18 protein-coding genes are annotated in these 20,532 nt (G+C 72.8%); 9 read left to right on the top strand and 9 right to left on the bottom strand.

Going from position 1 to position 20,532, the window contains the following annotated elements:
* Nucleotides 1-50: 50 nt before the first annotated feature.
* On the top strand, nt 51-512 hold the full coding sequence (locus HNR67_RS37510; RefSeq protein WP_185007851.1) for a hypothetical protein: 462 nt from the start codon (nt 51-53) through the stop codon (nt 510-512).
* On the opposite strand, the gene HNR67_RS37505 is transcribed toward HNR67_RS37510, so the two are convergent.
* From HNR67_RS37505 to HNR67_RS37490, 4 genes are all read right to left on the bottom strand, one after another.
* Complete coding sequence (locus tag HNR67_RS37505) at nt 478-1,149, bottom strand: TetR/AcrR family transcriptional regulator (RefSeq protein WP_312988956.1); 672 nt, start codon at nt 1,147-1,149, stop codon at nt 478-480. The two genes, HNR67_RS37510 and HNR67_RS37505, sit on opposite strands and share 35 nt — an antisense overlap.
* Entirely contained in the window at nt 1,146-1,598 is a 453-nt protein-coding gene (locus tag HNR67_RS37500; RefSeq protein ID WP_185007849.1) for an acyl-CoA thioesterase, read from the bottom strand. Before HNR67_RS37500 ends, HNR67_RS37505 begins: the two co-directional genes overlap by 4 nt.
* A complete protein-coding gene (locus HNR67_RS37495) occupies nt 1,589-3,100 on the bottom strand; it encodes an AMP-binding protein (protein WP_312988954.1) in 1,512 nt (503 codons plus the stop codon). The genes HNR67_RS37500 and HNR67_RS37495 overlap by 10 nt, the downstream gene beginning before the upstream one ends.
* A 346-nt stretch (nt 3,101-3,446) precedes the next feature.
* Nucleotides 3,447-4,208 carry an enoyl-CoA hydratase/isomerase family protein gene (locus tag HNR67_RS37490; protein ID WP_221490182.1) on the bottom strand — a complete coding sequence of 254 codons (762 nt, stop codon included), beginning with the start codon at nt 4,206-4,208 and terminating at the stop codon, nt 3,447-3,449.
* A 95-nt stretch (nt 4,209-4,303) separates the two neighbouring features.
* Between HNR67_RS37490 and HNR67_RS37485 the strand changes: the two genes are divergently transcribed.
* A complete protein-coding gene (locus HNR67_RS37485; RefSeq protein ID WP_185007845.1) occupies nt 4,304-5,917 on the top strand; it encodes an amidohydrolase in 1,614 nt (537 codons plus the stop codon).
* Entirely contained in the window at nt 5,917-6,366 is a 450-nt protein-coding gene (locus HNR67_RS37480) for a GNAT family N-acetyltransferase (protein ID WP_185007843.1), read from the top strand. The genes HNR67_RS37485 and HNR67_RS37480 overlap by 1 nt, the downstream gene beginning before the upstream one ends.
* Nucleotides 6,367-6,672: 306 nt before the next feature.
* Here the strand turns inward: HNR67_RS37480 and HNR67_RS37475 are convergent, their stop codons facing one another.
* Nucleotides 6,673-9,828, bottom strand: coding sequence for a hypothetical protein (locus tag HNR67_RS37475; protein ID WP_185007841.1), 3,156 nt, complete (start codon nt 9,826-9,828; stop codon nt 6,673-6,675).
* Nucleotides 9,829-10,042: 214 nt separating this feature from the next.
* Here HNR67_RS37475 and HNR67_RS37470 point away from each other — a divergent pair, with 214 nt between their 5' ends.
* From HNR67_RS37470 to HNR67_RS37455, 4 genes are read left to right on the top strand one after another with little or no spacing between them, the layout of a single operon-like run.
* Nucleotides 10,043-11,416, top strand: a complete 1,374-nt coding sequence (locus tag HNR67_RS37470; protein ID WP_185007839.1) for a diaminobutyrate--2-oxoglutarate transaminase family protein — start codon at nt 10,043-10,045, stop codon at nt 11,414-11,416.
* The gene (locus HNR67_RS37465; RefSeq protein ID WP_185007837.1) at nt 11,413-13,131 is read left to right on the top strand and encodes a pyridoxal phosphate-dependent decarboxylase family protein; all 1,719 of its coding nucleotides are present in this window, start codon (nt 11,413-11,415) and stop codon (nt 13,129-13,131) included. The genes HNR67_RS37470 and HNR67_RS37465 overlap by 4 nt, the downstream gene beginning before the upstream one ends.
* Nucleotides 13,128-14,405: a lysine N(6)-hydroxylase/L-ornithine N(5)-oxygenase family protein gene (locus HNR67_RS37460; protein ID WP_185007835.1), complete on the top strand. Its 1,278-nt coding sequence runs from the start codon at nt 13,128-13,130 to the stop codon at nt 14,403-14,405. Before HNR67_RS37465 ends, HNR67_RS37460 begins: the two co-directional genes overlap by 4 nt.
* Nucleotides 14,402-15,763 (top strand): glutamine synthetase family protein, encoded by a 1,362-nt coding sequence (locus HNR67_RS37455; protein WP_185007833.1) that lies wholly within the window; start codon nt 14,402-14,404, stop codon nt 15,761-15,763. Before HNR67_RS37460 ends, HNR67_RS37455 begins: the two co-directional genes overlap by 4 nt.
* A gap of 4 nt (nt 15,764-15,767) precedes the next feature.
* On the opposite strand, the gene HNR67_RS37450 is transcribed toward HNR67_RS37455, so the two are convergent.
* The gene (locus HNR67_RS37450; RefSeq protein WP_185007831.1) at nt 15,768-16,205 is read right to left on the bottom strand and encodes a GNAT family N-acetyltransferase; all 438 of its coding nucleotides are present in this window, start codon (nt 16,203-16,205) and stop codon (nt 15,768-15,770) included.
* 112 nt (nt 16,206-16,317) lie between these two features.
* Between HNR67_RS37450 and HNR67_RS37445 the strand changes: the two genes are divergently transcribed.
* Complete coding sequence (locus HNR67_RS37445) at nt 16,318-17,037, top strand: hypothetical protein (RefSeq protein WP_185007830.1); 720 nt, start codon at nt 16,318-16,320, stop codon at nt 17,035-17,037.
* On the opposite strand, the gene HNR67_RS37440 is transcribed toward HNR67_RS37445, so the two are convergent.
* Entirely contained in the window at nt 17,015-17,794 is a 780-nt protein-coding gene (locus HNR67_RS37440) for an isocitrate lyase/PEP mutase family protein (protein WP_185007828.1), read from the bottom strand. The two genes, HNR67_RS37445 and HNR67_RS37440, sit on opposite strands and share 23 nt — an antisense overlap.
* A complete protein-coding gene (locus HNR67_RS37435; RefSeq protein ID WP_221490181.1) occupies nt 17,791-18,273 on the bottom strand; it encodes a hypothetical protein in 483 nt (160 codons plus the stop codon). Before HNR67_RS37435 ends, HNR67_RS37440 begins: the two co-directional genes overlap by 4 nt.
* A gap of 298 nt (nt 18,274-18,571) precedes the next feature.
* Between HNR67_RS37435 and HNR67_RS37430 the strand changes: the two genes are divergently transcribed.
* Nucleotides 18,572-19,267 carry an ArsR/SmtB family transcription factor gene (locus HNR67_RS37430; RefSeq protein WP_185007823.1) on the top strand — a complete coding sequence of 232 codons (696 nt, stop codon included), beginning with the start codon at nt 18,572-18,574 and terminating at the stop codon, nt 19,265-19,267.
* On the opposite strand, the gene HNR67_RS37425 is transcribed toward HNR67_RS37430, so the two are convergent.
* On the bottom strand, nt 19,255-20,508 hold the full coding sequence (locus tag HNR67_RS37425) for an alanine racemase (RefSeq protein WP_185007821.1): 1,254 nt from the start codon (nt 20,506-20,508) through the stop codon (nt 19,255-19,257). The two genes, HNR67_RS37430 and HNR67_RS37425, sit on opposite strands and share 13 nt — an antisense overlap.
* Nucleotides 20,509-20,532 lie beyond the last annotated feature (24 nt).

Raw genomic sequence — 20,532 nt, 5'->3', positions numbered from 1 at the left:
CCCGGCCTGCCTCCCACCGGTTCCGCCGGACCCGGTGGGAAGCTGGCCGGGTGAAGGCGCTCTCCCCGGCGATGCGCACCGTGCTGGCCTCGCTCGGCGTGGTCGGCCTGGTCGCGGTGTCCTACGTGACGTATCTGCTGACCGTGGTCTACCGCCCGATCGACGCCTACTCGATCACCTACCAGGTCACCGGCGGCTCGGGTCCGGTCAGCGTCGAGTACAGCCAGGGCACCGGCGCCGACCGCACCCAGGCGCCCACCCCGGCCCCGGCGGCCAGCATCACCCCGCCGTGGAGCACCGAGGTCATCATCCCGGCGGGCGCGGAGGCCAAGATCGCCATCGCCACCCCGCCGGCCGGACTCACCTGCGTGATCATCCAGGACAAGGGCCGCGGCCGGGAACGCGTGCTGGCCAGCCGGACCGCGGAACCGGGTCAGCCGCTGGTCTGCACGGCGCGCACGCCGACCGGCGAGACCCTCAACGCCGCACCGGCACGCCCCACACCTCGGTGACCAGCCTGCTCCGCCGCCTCGCCGCCTCGACGTCCACTGTGGACGGTTCCGCGTGCAGCGCGCCGAAGGCGATCTCGGTGTAGTGCGTGGCCAGTTCGGTCAGCGCCAGCCTGCCGCGCGGGGAGTACCACCTGGCCACCCCGCTGCACATCTCCAGCAGTGCCAGCCGGGTCACCGCCTGGGCCGAGGTCCGGAACACGCCACTGGCGCAGCCGTCCTCGATGGCCGCCCGCCACAGGTCCTCGTACTCGTCCCGCTGGGCCACCACGGTGGCGCGGGCGGTGGCGGAGAGCGCGCGCAGTTCGTTGTCCACCACCGCGGTCTCCAGCGGGTGCACCGCGTGGCTGAGCACGTGCACCTGCACCAGCCCCGCCAGCCGCGACCGCGGATCCGGATCGTCCAGCACCACCCGCCGACCGGCGGTCAGCAGCCGGGTCATGCACTCGCGCATGATCGCCAGCAGCAGGTCCTCCTTGGTGCCCATGTAGTGGTACAGGCTGGCCGAGGACAGGCCCGCGGTCTCGGCCAGATCCCGGATCCCGGTGCCGTGGAAACCCTTGGCCGCGAACAGGGTCAGCGCGGCCTGCCGGATGCGTTCCGCGGCGGGCGGTGCTTTGGCGGCCTTGGTCACGGTCACCGGCGCTCCTCGTCCGCTGGGGGTCCCTCGGTCCGGTGCAACCCGCCGAGGATGTCACGCATGGTGGCAGACCACGGTTCCGGACGACCGTCGGGGCCAAGCTTCACCACCGCCCGCCGCCCCCTGGCGTAGGTCGGCCCCTCGGTCGGATCGGTGCAGCGGAAGCCGTACACGCAGCTCGTGCGCCCCAGGTGGTGCACCCAGAGTTCGGTGCGCAGCGGACCGGGGGAGCTGAACGGGGCGAGGAACTCCAGGTTCAGCTCGCGCACCGCGTACACCAGGTCGGGGTGCCGGTCGGCGAAGCTGGTCCAGCCGTAGCCCAGGGACTCGAACAGGGCGGAGGTCGCCCGCTCCACGTGCAGCGCGAACCGGGCGTTGTGCAGGTGCCCGTTGAGGTCCAGCTCGTCGAAGTACACCGGCGTGTCGTGCCGGAACCCGGTCACACCCATCGCGCCTCGACCCGGTCGAAACTGCCCGCGGACACCCGGGGCAGCTCGCCTTTGGCCACCCGCTCCGAAGCGGTCAACGGCAAGGCGTCCCGGAACACCCAGAACCGGGGCACCTTGAAGTAGGCCAGTTGCCCGGCGCAGAACTCCGCCAGCGCCACCGGATCCGCGGTGACCCCGTCGGCCGGGACCACATACGCGAGCACTTCCTCGCCGCGCAGCTCATCCGGCACCGCCACCACCGCGGCCAGCCGCACATCCGGATGCAGCAACAACGCCTGCTCCACCTCGGCCGCCGCGATGTTCTCGCCACTGCGCCGGATCATGTCCTTGGTGCGCCCCACGTAGTAGATCCGGCCCTGCTCGTCCATCCGGGCCAGATCCCCGGTGTGGAACCAGCCACCGCGGAAGGCCAGCGCGGTCGCCTCCGGATCGCGGTAGTAGCCGTGCATCATCCCGCTGCCGCGCAACACCAGCTCGCCGGTGTGCCCGCGCGGCAACGGCTCGCCGGACTCATCGGCGATCATGGCTTCCCGCTCCGGCGTCGGCAGCCCGAGACACCCGGTACCCACCCGGGTCTCGTGCCCCGCCACCGAGTCCCGGATGTCCCCACCCGTCTCGGTCATCCCGAACGCCTCGAACCAGGGTACTCCCCAGCGCCGCTCCAGTTCGGCGTGCAGCTCCAACGGGATCGCGGAGGCGTACACCGCCCGCACCCGGTGCGCGGTGTCGAGTTCGGAGGCAGGTTGCCGCAGCAGCAAGGTGGGCATCAACCCGAGGCAGTAGAACCAGGTCACCTGATGGTGCCTGACCCGCTCGGCGAAGGAGGCCGGATGGAACCGGTCCAGCACCACCAGCCGCGCCCCCGCGAGCAGCCCCAGCACCACGTTCCACTGCGGATCGATGTAGTGAAAGGGTTGCGCCGTAAGCAGGACATCCCGCTCATCGATGGCAGGAAAGTCCCGCACCAACCCCCGCGCCAAGGTCAGCCAGTACCGATGCGGCAACACACAACCCTTGGGCCGCCCGGTGGTGCCCGAGGTGTACTGGATGTTGACCGCCTGCTCCGCCACCGGCGTCACCAGTTCCACCGCGGGCGCGTCCCCCAGTTCCGCCGCGGTCAGCACCAGTTCCAGCTCGGTCCGCGCCCGGACGGACTCGAGCAGCCCGACGAACTCCGCCGCCGCCACCACGATCCGCGCCCCGGAATGCGCGAGCACATGGGTGGCGTCCAGTTCGCGGTACTGCACGTTGACCGGCACCATGACCGCGCCAAGCTTGGCGATCGCCAACCAGCACAACGGGAACTCCGGCTGATTGCGCAACATCAACGCCACCCGGTCACCCGGCCGCACCCCACGAGCGGCCAGCGCGAACGCGAGTGCGTCGGATCGCCGATGCACCTCGGCGAAACTCAGCTCAACCCCGGTCTCGTCAAAGGTCCAGGCAATCCGCTCCGGCCACCGTTGCGCCGCAACAGCGACCAGGGTCGCCAGATCCTCCACCCGGGTCTCCTCGCCGGCCCCCGGCACACCGCGCCGCTCCGACTGCTCGGCCTGCGACGACTCCCCACCTCGCACCGACAGCGCGGGCTGCGATGGCTCCCCGCCCCGCTCCGGCTGCGCAGACCCCCCGCCCCCTGCCGCAACCGCGGTCGGCCCAGGCCCCCTGGTCCCCACCTGCCCCGGGACCCCGTCCCGCACTGCTGCCCCAACCCCTTCCGGCCCTTCGGATCGCACCGTGGCCCCCGCCAGTCCGGCCTCCTCGGCTCGTTCCCGCGCCACAACCCGCCCCGAGACCCCGGCCCGGCTTGCCGCCCCGCCCCCCTCCGGTCCCTGTTCCCCGCCCCGCCTAGCCATCGGCCCGCCGCCGGAACCCGTCCGTCGCCGCGGTCACATCCGCCGACCCGTCGGTGATGAGCGCGTGCGCCACCTCCAACTCCAACGCCCCCTCCACGCTCGAGTCGATCCCGCGATCCAGCGCCCGCTTGGCCAAGGTCATCGCCTGCGCCGGCTGCGCCGCCATCCGCCGCGCCCAGTCCAGCGCCGTGGGCAGCAACTCCTCCGCCCCGGTCACCGCGTTCACCAACCCCAGCTCCAGGGCCGTGTGCGCGTCCACCCGCTCGCCGAGCAGCAGCAACTCCTTGGCCTTCAACGGCCCCACCAGCAACGGCAGCAACCGCGACGCCGCCCCCGTCACACTCAGCCCCAGGCTCACCTCGGGAAACCCGAAGATCGCGTCCGGCGCGGCCAGCACCAGGTCACAGCCCAGTGCGAACTCCGCGCCCGCGCCCAGCGCGTACCCGTGCACGGCCGCGATCACCGGCTGCGGCAGGCCCCTGATCAGCCGGGTGACCTCCTGGATCTGCTCCAGGCGCAGCCTGCTCGCGTGCCCGTCGCCGGACTCCACCGGCTCCTTGAGGTCGTGGCCTGCGCAGAAGGCGCGGCCGTTGCCGGTGAGCACCACGGCGCGGGCGGGGGAGTCGGCGACCGCCCGCAGGGCCGCCACCAGGTCGGTGACCAGCGCTGGGGCCACCGCGTTGAGCCGGTGCGGCCGGTTGAGCGCGAGCACCGCCACCCCGTCGGCCTCGGTGTGCTGCACGGTGCGCTCCAACGGCCCGCCCTCTCCTCGGCGATCAGGGTCTCGACTCCCGATCGATCGATCGATAGAGTCCCGGACGCACGGCGGAAGGTCAAGGGAGGCAGCGAATGCGGGTGGACACGGTCTTCCACAACGCGCGGGTGCGCACCGGTGGCGCGGCGGGGGTCACCGACGCCCTCGCGGTGCTCGACGGCCGGATCGTGGCCCTGGGCCAGGACTGCGCGGACCTGTCCGCCCGGCAACGGATCGACCTGGGCGGATCGACGGTGACCCCCGGTTTCCACGACGCGCACAACCACCTGTCCTGGTACGGCATGAGCCTGGACGAGGTCCCGCTCAACGACTGCCGCAGCACCCAGGAGGTCTACGCCGCCATCGCCGGCCGCGCGGCCGAGCAGCCCGCGGGCACCTGGGTGATCGGCAGCGGCTACGACCAGACCAAACTCGCCGGCGGCCACCCGACCCGCACCGGCCTGGACCGCGCCGCCCCTGACCACCACGTGTGGCTCAAGCACACCTCCGGCCACATGTGCGTGGTCAACTCGCTGGTACTGGGCAAACTCGACCTGTCCACCGTGCCCGAGGGCGGTGACCTGGGCCGGGACCAGCACGGCGACCCCAGCGGCCTGCTCCGCGAACAGGCCCAGCTGCTGCTGCGACCGCTGGTCTACCCGACCCCGCTGGACGTGGTGGAGCGCGCGATCGACCGTGCCACCCGGCAGTACCTCGCCGAGGGCATCACCAGCGTGCAGGAGGCCGGGGTCGGCGGCGGCTGGATCGGCCGCACCCCGCTGGAGATCGCCGCCTACCAGCGCGCCCGCGCCGCCGGGAAGCTGCACGTCCGGACCACCCTGATGGTCATCTCCGACGCCCTGCACGAGCTGGACCGGCACCCCTCCGACCAGGTCAGCCTCGGCCTGGACCTCGGACTGCACAGCGGGTTCGGCGACGACCACCTGCGCATCGGCCCGGTGAAGATCTTCGCCGACGGTTCGCTGGTCGGCCGCACCGCCGCCATGCACGAGCCGTTCGCCGGCGAACCGGACAACCGCGGCTACTTCCAGCTGCCCGAGGCCGACCTGCGCGAGCTGATCGACCGCCTGCACGCCGCCGGCTGGCAGATCGCCACCCACGCCATCGGCGACCGCGCCATCGCCGAGGTGCTCGACGCCTACGCCGCCGCGCTGCGACGCAACCCGCGCCCCGACCACCGCCACCGGATCGAGCACTGCGCCATCGCGGGCCCGGCCGAGATCGCCCGGATCGCCGAACTCGGCGTCATCCCGGTCCCGCAGGGCCGGTTCCTCAGCGAACTCGGCGACGGCATGGCCTCGGCCCTTGGCGACCACCGGATCGACTGGTGCTACCGCCAGCGCAGTTTCCTGGACGCGGGCATCCCGCTGCCGGGCAGTTCGGACCGCCCGGTGGTGAACGGGAACCCGTTGCTGGGCATGGCCGACATGGTGCACCGGCACACCTCCTCCGGCGTCCCCTTCGGCCCGGAGAGCGAACGCCTCACCCCGGAACAGGCCCTGCGCGCCTACACCTGGGGCTCGGCCTACGCCGCCTTCCGCGAACACCGGGTAGGCACCCTGACCCCTGGCAAACTCGCCGACTTCGCCGTGCTGTCGGCCGACCCGGTGACCGAGGGCTTCGCCGCGGCAGAGGTCCGCGCCACCGCCCTGGACGGCACCCTGACGCACAACCCCGAGGGTTTCTGATGCCGGTACGCGAGGCCACCCCAGCAGACCTGGACGACATCTGCGACCTGATCCAGGAACACGCCACCTACGAGGGCAACCAAACCCTCACCCTCAACCGCGCCGAAATGGCCGAACACCTCTTCGGCCCCCAGCCCTGGGCCGCGGTCCTGATCGCCGAACCACCGGACCACCCCGGCACCACAGCAGGCTTCGCCCTGTGGCACAACACCTTCTCCACCTGGGCCGCCCAACCCGGCATCTGGCTGGACGACCTGTTCGTCCGCGCCGGCTACCGCGGCTACGGCCTGGGCCGCGAACTACTCGCCGAACTCCGCCGCCGCACCGACGGCCGAGTCGAATGGGAAGTCCGCTGGGGCAACACCTCCGCCGAAGGCTTCTACCGCAGCCTGGGCGCCGAACCAGTGGACGGCTGGACCCGCTATCGCTGGAACGTCCCGGCAGGCTGAGTCGGGTAGACCGGCTCGGTTGGGCAGACCGGCTCAGTTGGGCAGACCGGCTGAGCCGAGCAGCCGAGCCAAGGTAGGACAGCCGGTCAGGGCGGCCCCGGACAGAGTGCGGGCAGCCGCGCCTGCCACCTGCCACCTGCCGAGGCTTGGCCCGGCTGTCGCTGCCGACGACCAGCCCAGGCCGACCCAGGCCGACACCCAATCACCGCCGCGCCATCACCGGCCGCACAGCGCCGTCACCGCATCGCCGTCACCGGAGCGCTGTCACCACAGCGCCGTCACCGCCACACCCTCTCCGCGACACCCTCACCGCACGCCACGCAGCGACCGCGCCGCCGCCCGCACGTCCGGATCCGCATGCCCCAGCAACCCAGCCCGCCGCAGCACCCACGGCTCCGACCACCGAGCCAGCTTCCCGCCCCGCCCGAGCAACCGCGCGGCCAGCAACCCCGGCACCACCCCGGGCAGCCCACCCAGGTGATCCACCACGGCCAGCACCGTCTCCGCCCACACGGCCCGGTCGTAAGCGCCGCCGCCGTACTCCCTGGGCAGTCGGAACGCCCGGTCGTCGATCACCTCGACCAGCTCGTCCCACAGCTCGGTCCGCACCCCGTCCACCAGGGAGGCCCGCGCCATCAGGTCGAGCAGACCGGCCGCCTCGCGATGCATCCCGGCTGCCCGGAATCCATCGACCAGCACCCGGTCCAGCCGGGCCTGTCCCGCCGGATCGCTGTGCCGCAGCGCCCGCTCGCCGTACAGCCGCTCCAGCCACTGCCACGCCGAGTCGTCGCCACCCCGGGCCGCCGGCACCAGGTCGGCCACCAGCGAGCGCAACGCCGGTAGTGCCTCGGCCACCGGCATCGAGCCCAGCAGGCAGTCGGCCACCCGCCGGTACATCCGCTCCGGCAGGTCCTGGCGCAGCAACCCGCCCAGGGTGGCACCGCGGTCCGGCAGGTGCCGCCACCAAGACCGGAACGCGAGGTCCGTCTCGGTCAGGTTGTCCTTGTCCACCGTGGACACCGCGCGGGCGACCAGGCTCGCGAACTCCGGACGCCGGGATGGCAGCACCCGGTCCACCTCGGTCGCCAGCACCGCGCCACGTACCGCGGCCGTACCGGCCACCGCCTCGGTCAACGCCTCGTGCACCCCGGGTTCGCCAAGGAACCCGGCCAGCGCGCCGGCCACCGCCGCTCGAACATCCTGATGCAGCGCGGATTTCGCCCATGTCCGCAACAGCACCCGGGCCGACTCGCCGCCTGCGAGCCTACCAAGAATCCGCGCCGCTTCCTTCGCAGTGCCGACCGAGGGGGCCTCATCGAGCAGATTCCCCAGTGCCGCAACGGCTTCGGCGTCCGGCAGGGTGTCCAGCGCCCGGTGCAGCGCACGCACCGCGGCCCGCGCCGCCGGACCGCTCGGACCCCCGGCCACCTGCAACAACACCGGCAACGCCACCCCGGTCGGCGCGGTCGCGCCCAGTGCCTCCACCGCGGCTGCCACGATCGGCTGACTTTCGTTCGCTGCCAGTGACATCAGCGTGGGCACCTCGCGCACACCGGCGATCGCGGCCACCCGCGTCCACAACTCGGCCCGCTCGTCCAGCGCGATCGCCCGCGCCCGCTCCGCGTAGCGCGCCCGCTGCACCGCGGTCCACCGGTGCAGCACCGAACGCGGCGCCCTCGGCAGCGGATCCAGCACGGGCAGCACCAGATCCAGCAGATCAGTGCGCCGGGTGCTGACCTCCCGCCACACCGCGGGCTGCCCGGCCCACTCCGGCCGGCCGCGCACCACCTGGCCCACCCGTTCCGCGCGTGGCCCGGATCTGTTCAGCCACAACCGAATCGCGGTCTCGGCCTGCCGGGGATCCTTGGTGTGCCTGGCAAAGGGCCACAGCAGCCGGTCGAGTTCGGGTACCGCGTCCAGCGCGGCGCCGAACATCTCCGCGGCCCGCAACGCCGGTCCGTATCGCCCGGCCTCCGCCTCGCGCAGCACCGGCCCCCGCAGTTCCGCCCACAGCCGCGCCCACACCTCGGGCGCGAGCCGGACGGCGAGCCGCCGCGCGGGCGCCCGCCGGTCCCGCTGCAACCGGGCGAACAACGGCACCAGCGCGATCTGCCGGGCCGGATCCCCGGTGGCCGCGATGGTGCGGCGCAACCAGTCCAGGAGCGGCTCGAACGTCCACCGCGAACTGTCCTTGGCGTGCACCGCGATGCTGACCGCCTCGGCCAGCACCGTCACCGGCACCGCGGACAGCAACCGGGCGGGCGCCTCCCGGAGGCTGTCGAGCACCTCCGCGCGCACCCGGTCCTGATCATGCAGGGCACTGGTCGCGTCCTGGACCACGGTGGCGAACAACGCCGGATCGCCGAGCCGGATCGCCCGCTCCACGGTCACCCGCCAGCCCTGCTCCCTGGTCAGCACCCGGTGACTGCCGGTCGCCTCGGCCAGCGCGGCCCCGGCCTCCGGCGCGGGCAGCAGCGCCTGGAACTCCAGCCGCCCGGACCGGTCCAGTTCCAGCGCCGTCCTGGCCAGCTCCACCCGGTCCGCCACGGGCAACTCGGCCAGCAGCCGCACGTCGGCCTGCCGCGCCACCTGCCCCGGGTACACCTGTTCGAGCAGCTCCCGTCGCCGGTCGAGCGGCAGCTCGCGCAGCAGCAACTGGCCCATCACGGTGTCGTCGAGCCTGCGGAAGACCTCGGGCAGCCCGGCCCCGGCCGCCTGCGTGATCGCCGCGGCCAGCCTCGGCGTCCGGTCCTCGGCGTCCAGTGCAGGCCCGTGGTCCGGGGAGATCAGCAACCGGGCCACCGCGCCGGGGATCCGCCGGATCAGCAGCGGCAGCAGACCGCGGTTGCGCCGCCGCCAGCGCCACTGATCCGACTCGTCCAGCCCGGACAGCTCGGCGGCGAGCCGGTCCAGCACGACCTCCGGGACCAGCCGGGCAAGGCCGCGCAGCAGCCCTGGCGCGGCCCCGAGCCGCGGCAGCCACACCTCGATCACGCTGGGCGAACAGGCCATCAGCAGGGTCCGCGCCTCGGTCAGGTCGAACCGCGCCGCCACCTCCGGCAGGAACTCATCGGCCAGCCCGCGCCGCCGGGACTGCCGCAGCATCCGGTAGAGCAGCAGCCGATCCCGGCGCGGCGCGGTCCGCAACACCCCGGCCAGCGCGGTGTCCGGAATCGGCAACCGGGTCGAGACGGCCAGTGCCCTCGGCCGCAGCCGGGGGTCGGACAGCGCGCTGACCAGGGTTTCCAGATCCTGTCGCACCACGGCGAGGAACAGGCCCAGCTCACGCTGGTACTCATCGCCGATGTCCAGTTCTGCCTGTATCGCCCGGTATTCGGGTGCGCTCAAGCCCCGGGCGAACACCGCGATCGCGGGCATTCGTCCGGCATGGGGCTGGTCGAGAAGTACGGACAGCAGGTCGGCTCCGGAGCGCGGCTCACGGTCGCCGTCACGGCCGCTCACCAGGCGTGGTGGGCGAGGCCCTTTCCGTTGATCATGTGCCGATCATCGCAAAACCACGCGGTCCGGCGCAACCCTCGCCCGCCGAGATTAGGATTCGGCTGATGCGGACGATGGCCCTGCACACCGACCGGCGGCAGCTCCCCCACCACTTCAGTCGCCTGGCCGCCGACACCGGACGGCCTTCGCGCGAACACTCGACCCTGGGGGATGCCTGATGACAGCCTGGACCGACGCCGCGCACGCGCAGGTCGACCTCGCGGCGGTGCTGGGCAGGCAACGGGATCGCGAGTCCGCCGCGCGCACCTACGCCCGGAGCTTCCCGGTGGTGCCGGTGCACGCCGAGGGCCTGCGGGTCACCGGCGCCGACGGCCGCGAGTACCTGGACTGCCTCGCCGGGGCCGGCACCCTGGCCCTCGGCCACAACCACCCGGTGGTGCTCGGCGCGATCCGCCGGGTGCTCGACTCCGGCGCGCCACTGCACGCGCTGGACATCAGCACCCCGGAGAAGGACGACTTCACCACCGCGCTGCTGGACACCCTGCCGCCGGAACTGGCCGCGGACTGCCGGATCCACTTCTGCGGCCCGGCCGGCACCGACGCGGTGGAGGCCGCGCTCAAGCTGACCCGCACCGCCACCGGACGGCAGAACGTGCTCGCCTTCACCGGCGCCTACCACGGCATGACCGCGGGCGCGCTCGCCGCCAGCGGCAACATCGCGGTGCGGGAACCGTTGGCGGACAACGGGTTCAACGTGACCCGCCTGCCATACCCGTACGACTATCGCTGTCCGTTCGGTGTTGGCGGCCCTCGGGCGCACGAGATCGGCGCCCGCCTGGTCGAGTCGCTGCTCACCGACAGCCACTCCGGCGTCCTGCCACCCGCGGCCATGATACTGGAAGCGGTGCAGGGTGAGGGTGGCGTCATCCCCAGCCCTGACAGCTGGTTGCGGGAGATCCGCCGGATCACCGCGACGCGGGGCATTCCGCTCATCGTGGACGAGGTGCAGACCGGGGTCGGCCGCACCGGCGAGTTCTGGGCGGTGCAGCACAGCGGGATCACCCCGGACGTGCTGGTGCTGTCCAAGGCCATCGGTGGCAGCCTGCCGCTGGCGGTGATCGTCTATCGGTCCACTTTGGACAGTTGGCGGCCCGGTGCGCACACCGGCACCTTCCGCGGCAACCAGCTGGCCATGGCCGCGGGCGCCGCCACCCTGCGTTTCGTCGCCGCCGAACAGTTGCCCGCCCGCGCCGCATCGCTCGGCGAGCGCCTGCTCACCGAACTCCGCGTGTTGCAGGCACGCACCCACTGCATCGGCGACGTCCGCGGCCGCGGCCTCATGCTGGGCCTGGAGATCGTTGACCCGACGGCGGCGCCGGATCCGCTGGGCGCCCGCCCGGCCGCACCGGAACTGGCCGCCGCGATCCGCACGGAATGCCTGCGCCGCGGCCTGATCCTGGAACTCGGCGGCCGGGCCGACGCGGTGATCCGGCTGCTGCCGCCCTTGACCATCACCGACGCGGAGGCCGACAGCGTGCTCAACCGACTGGGCGAGGCCGTCACCGCGGCCGAACGGGGAGCGAACCGATGACCGCCAAGTGGAGCGCCCGAACCGGTGGCGTGCCAAGGACTTCCGACCGCCCGGAGCACACCGGCGAGCCCGTCCGTCACCCGGCGGACGCCGCTGACCAGGCCACCGGCGAGGCTCGCCCCGCCAGCCCCGCCAGCCCCGCCAGCCCCGCCAGCCCCGCCAGCCCCGCCAGCCCCGCCAGCCCCGCCAGCCCCGCCAGCCCGGGCAAGGCGACCGGCGCCAATACAGCCGCCACTGACGAGCCCGCCGCCCAGCCCACCCGCCGCACCCCCGGCCCGCTCGACCCGGCCGCGCTCGCCGGCGGCGTGGCCGGCGCCACCGCGCTCGCCCCGCTCATCGACCTCGTGCTGGAGTCCCTGGCCAAGGGCACCGTCGAACGCGGCGGCCCGACCCCGGCCGGTTCCCCGGCCGCCATCGCCGCCGCCGCGGCCACCGCTGTCGAGCACAACCCGTTGCCGGACAAGGGCATCGGCGCCGAACCCGCGCTGGCCGAACTGAGCCGCCTGATCGCCATGGGATCCGCCGACCCGGCCGATCCGCGCTGCGCCGGGCACCTGCACTGTCCGCCGCTGGCCATCGCGGTCGCCGCCGAGGTCGCCGCCGGTGCGATGAACCAGTCCCTGGACTCCTGGGACCAGGCCCCGGTCGCCACCGAGCTGGAACCCTGGGTGGTCCGGGCGATGGCCGAACTCGTCGGCTACCAACCGGATCAGGCCGGGGGAGTGCTGACCTCCGGCGGCACCGAGTCGAACCTGATGGGCCTGCTGCTGGCCCGCGAGTTCGCGCCGACCCAGCGGCCCAGGGTCTACTGCAGTGCCGCCGCGCACTTCTCCGTGCAGCGCAACGCGGGCATCCTCGGCCTCGGCGAGGACGCCGTGATCCCGGTGCCGGTCACCGCGGACCAGCGGATGGACCCGGCCGCCCTGGTGGCCACCCTGATGGCCGACCGGGCCGGCGGGTACCGGCCGATCGCGGTGGTCGCGACCGCGGGCACCACCGACTTCGGCGTGATCGACCCGCTGCCCGAACTCGCCGCCATCGCCACCGCGCACGACGCCTGGTTCCACGTGGACGCGGCCTACGGCGGCGGCGCGCTGTTCTCCGACCGGCTCGCCCCGCTGCTGCGCGGCCTCGACCTGGCCGACTCGATCGCCATCGACCTGCACAAGTTCGGCTGGCAACCCGTTGCGGCAGGCGGCTTCCTGACCCGCCGCGCGAGCGCGTTCGACCCGCTCACCCGCCGGGTCGCCTACCTCAACCCGACCGATGACGAGGACCTCGGCTACCGCAGCCTGCTCGGCTACTCGCTGCGCACCACCCGCCGCCTGGACGCGCTCAAGCTCGCGGTGACCTTCCGCGCGCTGGGCCGCACCGGACTCGGCGTGCTGGTGGACGCCTGCCACGACCTGGCCGGACACGCCGCAACGGCCATCGACGCGCATCCCCGACTCGTGCTCGCCGCCCGGCCCGTGCTGAGCACCGTGGTGTTCCACTTCCAGGCCCGGCACCGCGATCCGGACCAGGTCAACGCCGCCCTGCGGCGCAGGCTGCTGACCGAGGGCAGCGCGGTGGTCGGCCGCACCGAGGTGGACGGCCGGATCCGGCTCAAGCTCACCCTGCTCAACCCGCACGCCACCACCGCCGACGTGGACGCCCTGCTGGCACTCGTGGTCGAGGCGGGCGAGGCCGAGGACACGGCGGAGGCCACCGGATGAGCACGGACGTGCACGACCTGGCCGGGATCGGGCTCGGGCCGTTCAACCTGGGCCTGGCCGCGCTCGCCGACGCGGTGCCCGGCCTGGACGCGGTGTTCCTGGACCGGCGCGCCGAGTTCAGCTGGCATCCCGGCCTGTTGCTCGACGGCGCCCGGCTGCAGGTCCCGTTCCTGGCCGACCTGGTCACCATGGTCGACCCGACCAGCCGCTGGTCCTTCCTGAACTACCTGCGCGAACACGACCGGATGTTCCCGTTCTTCTTCGCCGAGCGCTTCCACGTGCCGCGCCGGGAGTACGACCACTACTGCGCCTGGGTCGCCCGCTCGCTGCCCTCCTGCCGGTTCGGCGCCGAGGTCACCGCGGTGTCCTGGGACGCGGACCGGGCCGCCTTCCGCCTCACCCACGACGGCGGGGAACTGCTGGCCCGCAACGTGGTGCTCGGCGTCGGCACCCAGCCCAGGGTGCCCGCGGCGTTCCAGCCCTTGCTGGGCAAGGAGATCTGCCACGCCGCCGACTACCTGACCAACCTGCCCGCGCTCACCGCGGCCGCCGACGTCACCGTGATCGGCTCCGGTCAGTCCGGCGCGGAGGTCTTCCTCGACCTGTTGCGCCGCCAGCCGGAGACCGGCAGCCGGGTGCGCTGGCTGACCCGCGGCCAGTTCGCGCCCATGGAGTACTCCAAGATCGGCCTGGAGCACTTCACCCCGGACTACACCAGCTACTTCCGCGGCCTCGATCCGTCCACAAGGGACAGACTGGTGCCCGCGCAGTGGCAGCTTTACAAGGCGGTCAGCGCCGACACCCTCGCCGAGATCCAGGACCTGCTCTACGAACGCACCGTAGGGGGTGGCCGGGTCGCCGCCGAACTGACCCCGCACACCGAGATCCGCACCGTGGAAAGCGTCGATGGTCGCTATCGCCTGGGCTGCCATGAGATCCAGCAGGATCGGCCGTACACAGTGGACACCGATCGGGTAGTCCTCGCCACCGGCTACGCCGCGAGCGTACCACCGTTCCTGGACCCGCTGGACCACCTCGTGCACTGGGACGAGCGCCGCCGCCAGCGCGTCAACGCCGACCACCGGGTCGAGCTGGACCCGGCCGTCACCGGCGGCCTCTACGTGCAGAACGGCGAGCTGCACACGCACGGCGTCGGCGCGCCCGACCTCACCCTGGGCGCCTGGCGGGCGGCCACCATCCTCAACGCGGTCACCGGCCGCACCGTGCACCGCCTGCCCGCACGCACCGCCTTCACCAGCTTCGGCGCCCCGTGACCACCCGTCCGGCGGTCCCGCTGTCCTGGGAGGAGTTGCGGGCCTCGGTGGCGGATGGCCTGGTGGACAACGTGATCGTGGCGCTGCCCGATCTCACCGGCAGGCTCCTTGGCAGCAGAGTGGACGCCGAGCACTACCTTGACACGGTAGGGGTCGGCGGCGCGGCCGCGTGCGCCTACCTGCTGGCCGTGGACGTCGACATGACCACTGGACCCGGCTACGCGATCGACGCCGCCGCAACGGGTTTCGGCGATTTCACGCTGCTCCCCGACCCGGCCACGCTACGCCTGCTGCCCTGGGACGAGGGCACCGCGCTGGTGCTCGCCGACGCGCACTGGCCCGGCGGCGACCCGGTCGGGGTGGCGCCCCGGCAGATCCTGCGCACCCAGCTGGACCGGCTGGCCGCCCGCGGCCTGACCGCGCGGGTCGGCGCGGAGCTGGAGTTCCTGGTGTTCCGGGAGGACTACCAGGATGCCTGGGAACGCGGCTACCGCGACCTGCGCCCGGCCACCCGGCACAACGTGGACTACGCGGTGGCCGGACTGTCCGATGTGGACCCACTGGTCAACCACATCCGCCGGGACATGGTGCGGGCCGGGCTGCGCCTGGAGTCCGCGCGCGGCGAATGCCACTCCGGCCAGTACGAGATCGTCTTCCGCCACCAGGACGCGCTCACCACCTGCGACAACACCGTGCTGTACAAGACCGGGGCCAAGCAGATCGCGGCCGCGCACGGCCGTGCGCTGACCTTCATGGCCAAGTTCGACGCCGGCGAGGGCAACTCCTGCCACCTGCACCTGTCCCTGCGCGACACCGAGGACCGGCCGGTGTTCGCCGAGGGCGACGGGATGTCGGCGCTGATGCGGCACTTCATCGCGGGCCAGCTCGCCTGCGCCCGTGAACTGGTGCTGTTCCAGGCGCCGAACGTCAACTCCTACAAGCGATTCGCCCCCGGCGCGTTCGCGCCCACCACGCTGGGCTGGGGCCGGGACAACCGGACCTGCCCGATCCGGGTGGTCGGCCATGGCGAGTCGCTGCGGCTGGAACACCGGGTGCCCGGCGGCGACGCCAACCCCTACCTCGCGGTCGCCGCCGTGATCGCGGCCGGCCTGCACGGCATCGACCACCGGCTGGAACTCGAGGAACCCTTCCAGGGCAACGCCTTCGCCACCGACCGGCGCACCCTGCCACCGGACCTGGCCACCGCCGTCGACCTGTGGCTGGCCAGCCCGGTCGCCGAGGCTGCCTTCGGCGCGGAGGTGGTCGGGCACTACGCTCGCGCCGCCCAGGCCGAGCTGGACGCCTTCGCCGCGACGGTCACCGACTGGGAGCTGCGCCGCGGCTTCGAGCGCCTCTGACCGCTCAGTCCAGCGGCACCTGGTACTGGATGAACCCCTTGTTCAGCGCCACCTGGTCGTAGAGCCGCCGGGCGGTCGCGTTCGTCTCCTGGGTGTGCCAGTAGACCCGCCCGCAGTCCTGTCCACGGGCCCACTCCACCACGGCTTCGATCAGCGCGCGAGCCACGCCCCGGCCGCGGGCGGCCGGCGCGGTGAACAGGTCCTGGAGGTAGCAGGAATCGGCTGACGAGGTGCTCGGGTGCACCAGGAAGTGCGTGATGCCCACCAGTTCGCCGTCCAGCCGGGCGCCCAGCGCGTGCATCCTGGTCCCGGTCTGGAACTCCCGCCAGGCCCGGTCGTAGCCCTGCTGCGGCATGACCCGCTGGTAGAAGTCGGTGTAGCCGCGGAACAACGCCTCCCAGGCCGGCCGTTCGTGCTCGGCCAGTGGCCCGATCTCAACCATCCCCAGCTCCTTCGTTCGCGATCACCGCAGCCGATCACGCGAACCAGAACTTGAGCAATCGCTTAAAAGCTGCTTCCATATTGAGCGAACGCTCAAACTGAGGGGGAATACGATGAGAAGAACGCTGCTGACCCTGCTCGCGTGCCTGGCGCTGACCGGCTGCGCCCAGCCCGCCGAACCCGCCGCGTCGGCACCGGCGAGCAGCACCCCGGCCGCGCCTCCGGCGACCACCACACCTGGCCTGCCGCCGGAGCAGGAACGCGCCTTCCGGCACCTGACCTTCCAGGCGGTGCTGCCCATCGACACCGTGCAGAGCAGCGGCACCCGCTTCCACGAGCAGCACGTGGACAAGGGCCCGATGACCAGTTGCTGGGCCGAGCTGAGCACGCCGCCCGCGGTCAGCTACCTGCGCCGCTGGCAGTCCGACCACGACTGGGCGAGCAGCGCCGGGCACCTCTACCAGGGACGACGAGCCGAGCAGCTGATCGCCGAGCTGCGCGAGCTGGCCACCAGGACCTGTCCGGCCTGGAAGGATCCGGAGCTGGGCTCCTTCCAGTACCGGGGTGAGGTGACGATCAAGGGCACCACCGGGGTCGACGCCGCCTTCGCCTTCTGCGCCGACAACCGGCAGCCCACCGGCGAGGAGCGTCTGTACTGCTGGGCCTACCTGGCCCGGAACGGACCGGGGACCACGATGCTGAGCATGGTCGGCACCGGCGGTCCGAAGCTGGAGCTGGTCGACGGCGGCGATGCGGGCCTGGTGGAGAAGATGAAGTTCCAGACGTTCATCCTCGGCTCGATCGCCGAACTCACGCCGCTGGACCTGCCGTGAGCCGATCGATCTCGGCATAGCCCGGCACGCCCTCGGCGATCGCGCGGCCATCCCGCACCGCCGCCGCCGTCTCCACCACCGCGTGCAACGCCGCCCGGAACAACAGCGACCCGGTGCTCACCCGGCGCACCCCGAGTTCACCCAGCTCAGCCACGCTGTGCCGACCTGGCACAAACAGCAGGTTCACCGGCACGCCCGCCTCGCCGACCACCCGCCGGATGCCCTCGGCGTCGGCCAGCCCCGGCACGAACACCCCGTCCGCACCCGCCTCGACATACCGCCGCACCCGCCGCAGCGTCTCGCCGAGATCGCCGTGGTCCAGCCAGAAGGTGTCGGTGCGGGCGTTGATGAACAACTCCGGGGCCGCCACCCGGATCGCGCTGATCAACTCGGCCTGCGCTCCGGGATCAGCCAGTCCAGCATAGCGCCCGTCCTCGATGTTGATACCCGCGACGCCGGCCGCGGCCAGTTCGGCGGCCAGCGCGCCGACCTCGGCCGGGTCCGCGCTGAAGCCGCCCTCGATGTCCACCGTCACCGGGCAGGGCAGCCGGGTCAGCAGGCGGGCCAGGGCCAGGGTCTCGCCGCGGGCGGCGCCCTGGGCGTCCGGGAGTCCGGCGGCGACCGCCACGCCAAGGCTGGTGGTGCCGATGGCGGCGAACCCGGCGCCGGCCAGCAGCGCGCCGGAGCCGAAGTCCCAGGCGTTGGGCAGCAGCAGCGGTTCCGGGCCCGCGTGCAGGGCGTGGAAGGCGGTGGTCATGGGCTGTCCTCTCCGAGCAGGCCCGCCACCATGGCGAGCGCGTGGGTGCGGCCGGGGCAGGCGTGCGCCCCGGCGCCGAAGGCCAGGTCGCCGCCGAGTTCGAGCAGCAACTCGGCGCCGTCCGGGCTGATCCGCCGGGTGTGCCGGACCGGCGGGGCGAGCCGGAGCGCGGCCTGGACGGAGCCGTGTTCGCGGGCCGCCGCGCGCAGGGCGGCGGTGGCTTCGGCGGACTGGACCAGCAGGCAGATCCGGGCCGCGGTGCGCTCGTCCGCGCGCCTGCCGCAGCAGGTCACCAGCTCCGCGACCGCACGATCGGCTGCCGCCTGATCAGTGCCAGGGCCGGTCGCGGTGTGCGGGTGATAGGCCCTTGCCACGGTGGCAACGGTCTCGGCCCGGATCCCGGTCAACCCCATCGCCTCGGCGAGCAGCAAGACCGGCTCGACCTGCGGATTTGCCGCTGCCAGCCGGAACAACCCCATCGGGTGTACGTGTGCCAGCTCGGCACATGCTAAGGAGCGCCGCCGCTGATGCGCCGATCCGCTGCTGAACCGGGCCACCGAAGCCCGTAACCAGGCCATATCCGGGTCCGGGCCGGGTTCACCTGCTCGTGAGTGGCAGTGCCAGGTCGGCACTGCATAGCTTGATTTCATCAGCACGGCCCGCACCTGAGCGGGCTCACTGACCACAACCGACGCACGCTGACCAGGAGGCATGACACGAACGCTAGGCACGGGTCGTTTCGGTCGCGGCCGAAACATCCGGCCGCACAATGAGGCCATGACCTCGACCGAGCTGGCCGCCTTCGCCGGGCTGCTCGCCGACCCCACCCGGGCCGCGATCTGCCTCGCCCTGCTCGACGGCCGGGCCTGGACCGCCGGTGAACTGGCCGCGCACGCCAAGGTCGCCGCCTCCACCGCCACCGAACACCTCAACCGCCTCCTGTCCGGCGGCCTGCTGACCGAACGCCGACAGGGCCGCCACCGGTACGTGCAACTCGCCGACGCGCGCACCGCCGAACTCCTGGAAGGTCTCGTTGCCCACCTCAACCCCGCCCCGCAGCGCCCGTCGGGCCTGCGTGCCAGCACCGCCGCGGCCGCCCTGGCCCGTGGCCGCACCTGCTACGACCACCTGGCCGGACGGCTCGGGGTGGCGATTACCGACGCCATGACCAGCACCGGCCTGCTGACCCAGGCCGACGGTCTCGGTGTCACCCCGGCCGGCCGGAGCTGGCTGACCACCGAACTGGGCGCCGACCTGTCCTGTCCCACCGGGCGACCCCTGGTCCGGGCCTGCCTGGACTGGACCGAGCGCCGCACCCACCTGGCCGGCGCGGCCGGAGCCCAGCTCTGTCAACGGTTCCGCGACCGCGGCTGGCTCAAGCCGGTCGGCAGCGGCCGCGCGGTCCGCCTCACCCCGGCGGGCGAACGCGCCGTGGCCGACCTGCTCGGCCTGGACCCGGCTCAGCTCGTCTGACCTGTCCCGTCCGCGGACACGGTCCGCCGGTCGGCGGGCGGATGGCCGAGGAAGTTCGGCATCGCGAACTCGTAGCCGTACGACCCGGCCATCGGGAACACCACCAGATCACCCGCGCGCACCCGCGACACGTGGAAGTCCCGCGCCAGCGTGTCCTCCGGCGTGCACAACTCGCCCACCACCGTCACCGGCACGTCCACCGCTTCCGGCCGCGGCCAGTCCACCGGCCAGGTGTCCACCGGGAGCACGGCGAACGGATGCCGGATGTCCCAGGAGGTGGGTAGCTGGAAGTGGTTGATGCCACCGCGCAGCACGGCGAACCAGGTGCCGTAGGCGTGTTTGACGTCGACCACCTCGGCCGCGTACCACCCGGCGTCGGTGACGCACCACCGGCCGGGCTCGAAGACCACGTCCACCCCGGAAGGAGGTTCTATCTGGCCCAGTAGCTCACAAAACTCCATAGTGTCGAACTCGGGACCGCCCTCGAAGGGCACCCCGATCCCGCCACCCACCCCGACGGCGCGCAGCTGGACTCCGTGCTCGGCCGCCGTGGCCGCGCTCCACTCCAGGCACCACCGGACATAGGCGGCGTGGGCGACCGCGTCCATGTTCTGACAGACGGCATGCACGTGGAAACCCACGACGTCCAGGTTCGGCAGCGCGGCGGCCGCGCCAAGGGCCGCGGGGACCTCATCCTCCGGGAGGCCGAAGACCGTGGCGGCGCCGCCCATGGTCAGTGAACCGGCCACCTCGACCCACTTCGGGTTGACCCGGATGGTCACCGCGACCCGTCTCCCGGCCAGCCCGGCTGCCTGGTTCAGCCGGGCCAGCTCCAACCGGCTCTCCACGTTGACCACGCCGATGTTGTTGTGCAGCAGTCTGTTCAACGTCGGCAAGGTCTTCCCTGGGCCGGAGGAGACCAGCAGCGCCGTCGGGGACACCGCCCGTGCCAGGTCGGCTTCGGCGGCCGAGGACACCTCGAAGCCGTCCAGGTGCGGGGCCATCGCCGCCAGCAGCGGGCGGTAGGTGTTGGCCTTGACCGCGTAACACACCTTGGCCCACCCGGGCAGCGCGGCACGCAACCCGCGCACCCGCTCGGCGGCCACCGCCGGGTCGTAGACGTAGCCGCTCACCGGCGCCAGCGGATCCCCGGCGCGGGCGAGCAGCTCGGCCCGGATGTGCGGTGGCAGGTCCGTCGCGGCGAGCGCGGGGCGGCCTTCGGCGGAGATCGGCAGGTCCACGGAAGAAAATCCTAGCCGCCCGGG

This window comes from Crossiella cryophila (assembly GCF_014204915.1).
Classification (GTDB): Bacteria; Actinomycetota; Actinomycetes; order Mycobacteriales; family Pseudonocardiaceae; genus Crossiella; species Crossiella cryophila.
Note: the sequence above shows the minus strand (reverse complement) of the source record. Positions and strands in the feature narration are given on the sequence as shown.

Coding starts and splice junctions, on each gene's coding strand:
- HNR67_RS37435 (WP_221490181.1), bottom strand. CDS start 18,273: ATGGGGTTGTTCCGGCTGGCAGCGGCAAATCCGCAGGTCGAGCCGGTC.
- HNR67_RS37485 (WP_185007845.1), top strand. CDS start 4,304: ATGCGGGTGGACACGGTCTTCCACAACGCGCGGGTGCGCACCGGTGGC.
- HNR67_RS37440 (WP_185007828.1), bottom strand. CDS start 17,794: ATGACCACCGCCTTCCACGCCCTGCACGCGGGCCCGGAACCGCTGCTG.
- HNR67_RS37460 (WP_185007835.1), top strand. CDS start 13,128: ATGAGCACGGACGTGCACGACCTGGCCGGGATCGGGCTCGGGCCGTTC.
- HNR67_RS37445 (WP_185007830.1), top strand. CDS start 16,318: ATGAGAAGAACGCTGCTGACCCTGCTCGCGTGCCTGGCGCTGACCGGC.
- HNR67_RS37500 (WP_185007849.1), bottom strand. CDS start 1,598: ATGGGTGTGACCGGGTTCCGGCACGACACGCCGGTGTACTTCGACGAG.
- HNR67_RS37430 (WP_185007823.1), top strand. CDS start 18,572: ATGACCTCGACCGAGCTGGCCGCCTTCGCCGGGCTGCTCGCCGACCCC.
- HNR67_RS37470 (WP_185007839.1), top strand. CDS start 10,043: ATGACAGCCTGGACCGACGCCGCGCACGCGCAGGTCGACCTCGCGGCG.
- HNR67_RS37480 (WP_185007843.1), top strand. CDS start 5,917: ATGCCGGTACGCGAGGCCACCCCAGCAGACCTGGACGACATCTGCGAC.
- HNR67_RS37465 (WP_185007837.1), top strand. CDS start 11,413: ATGACCGCCAAGTGGAGCGCCCGAACCGGTGGCGTGCCAAGGACTTCC.
- HNR67_RS37450 (WP_185007831.1), bottom strand. CDS start 16,205: ATGGTTGAGATCGGGCCACTGGCCGAGCACGAACGGCCGGCCTGGGAG.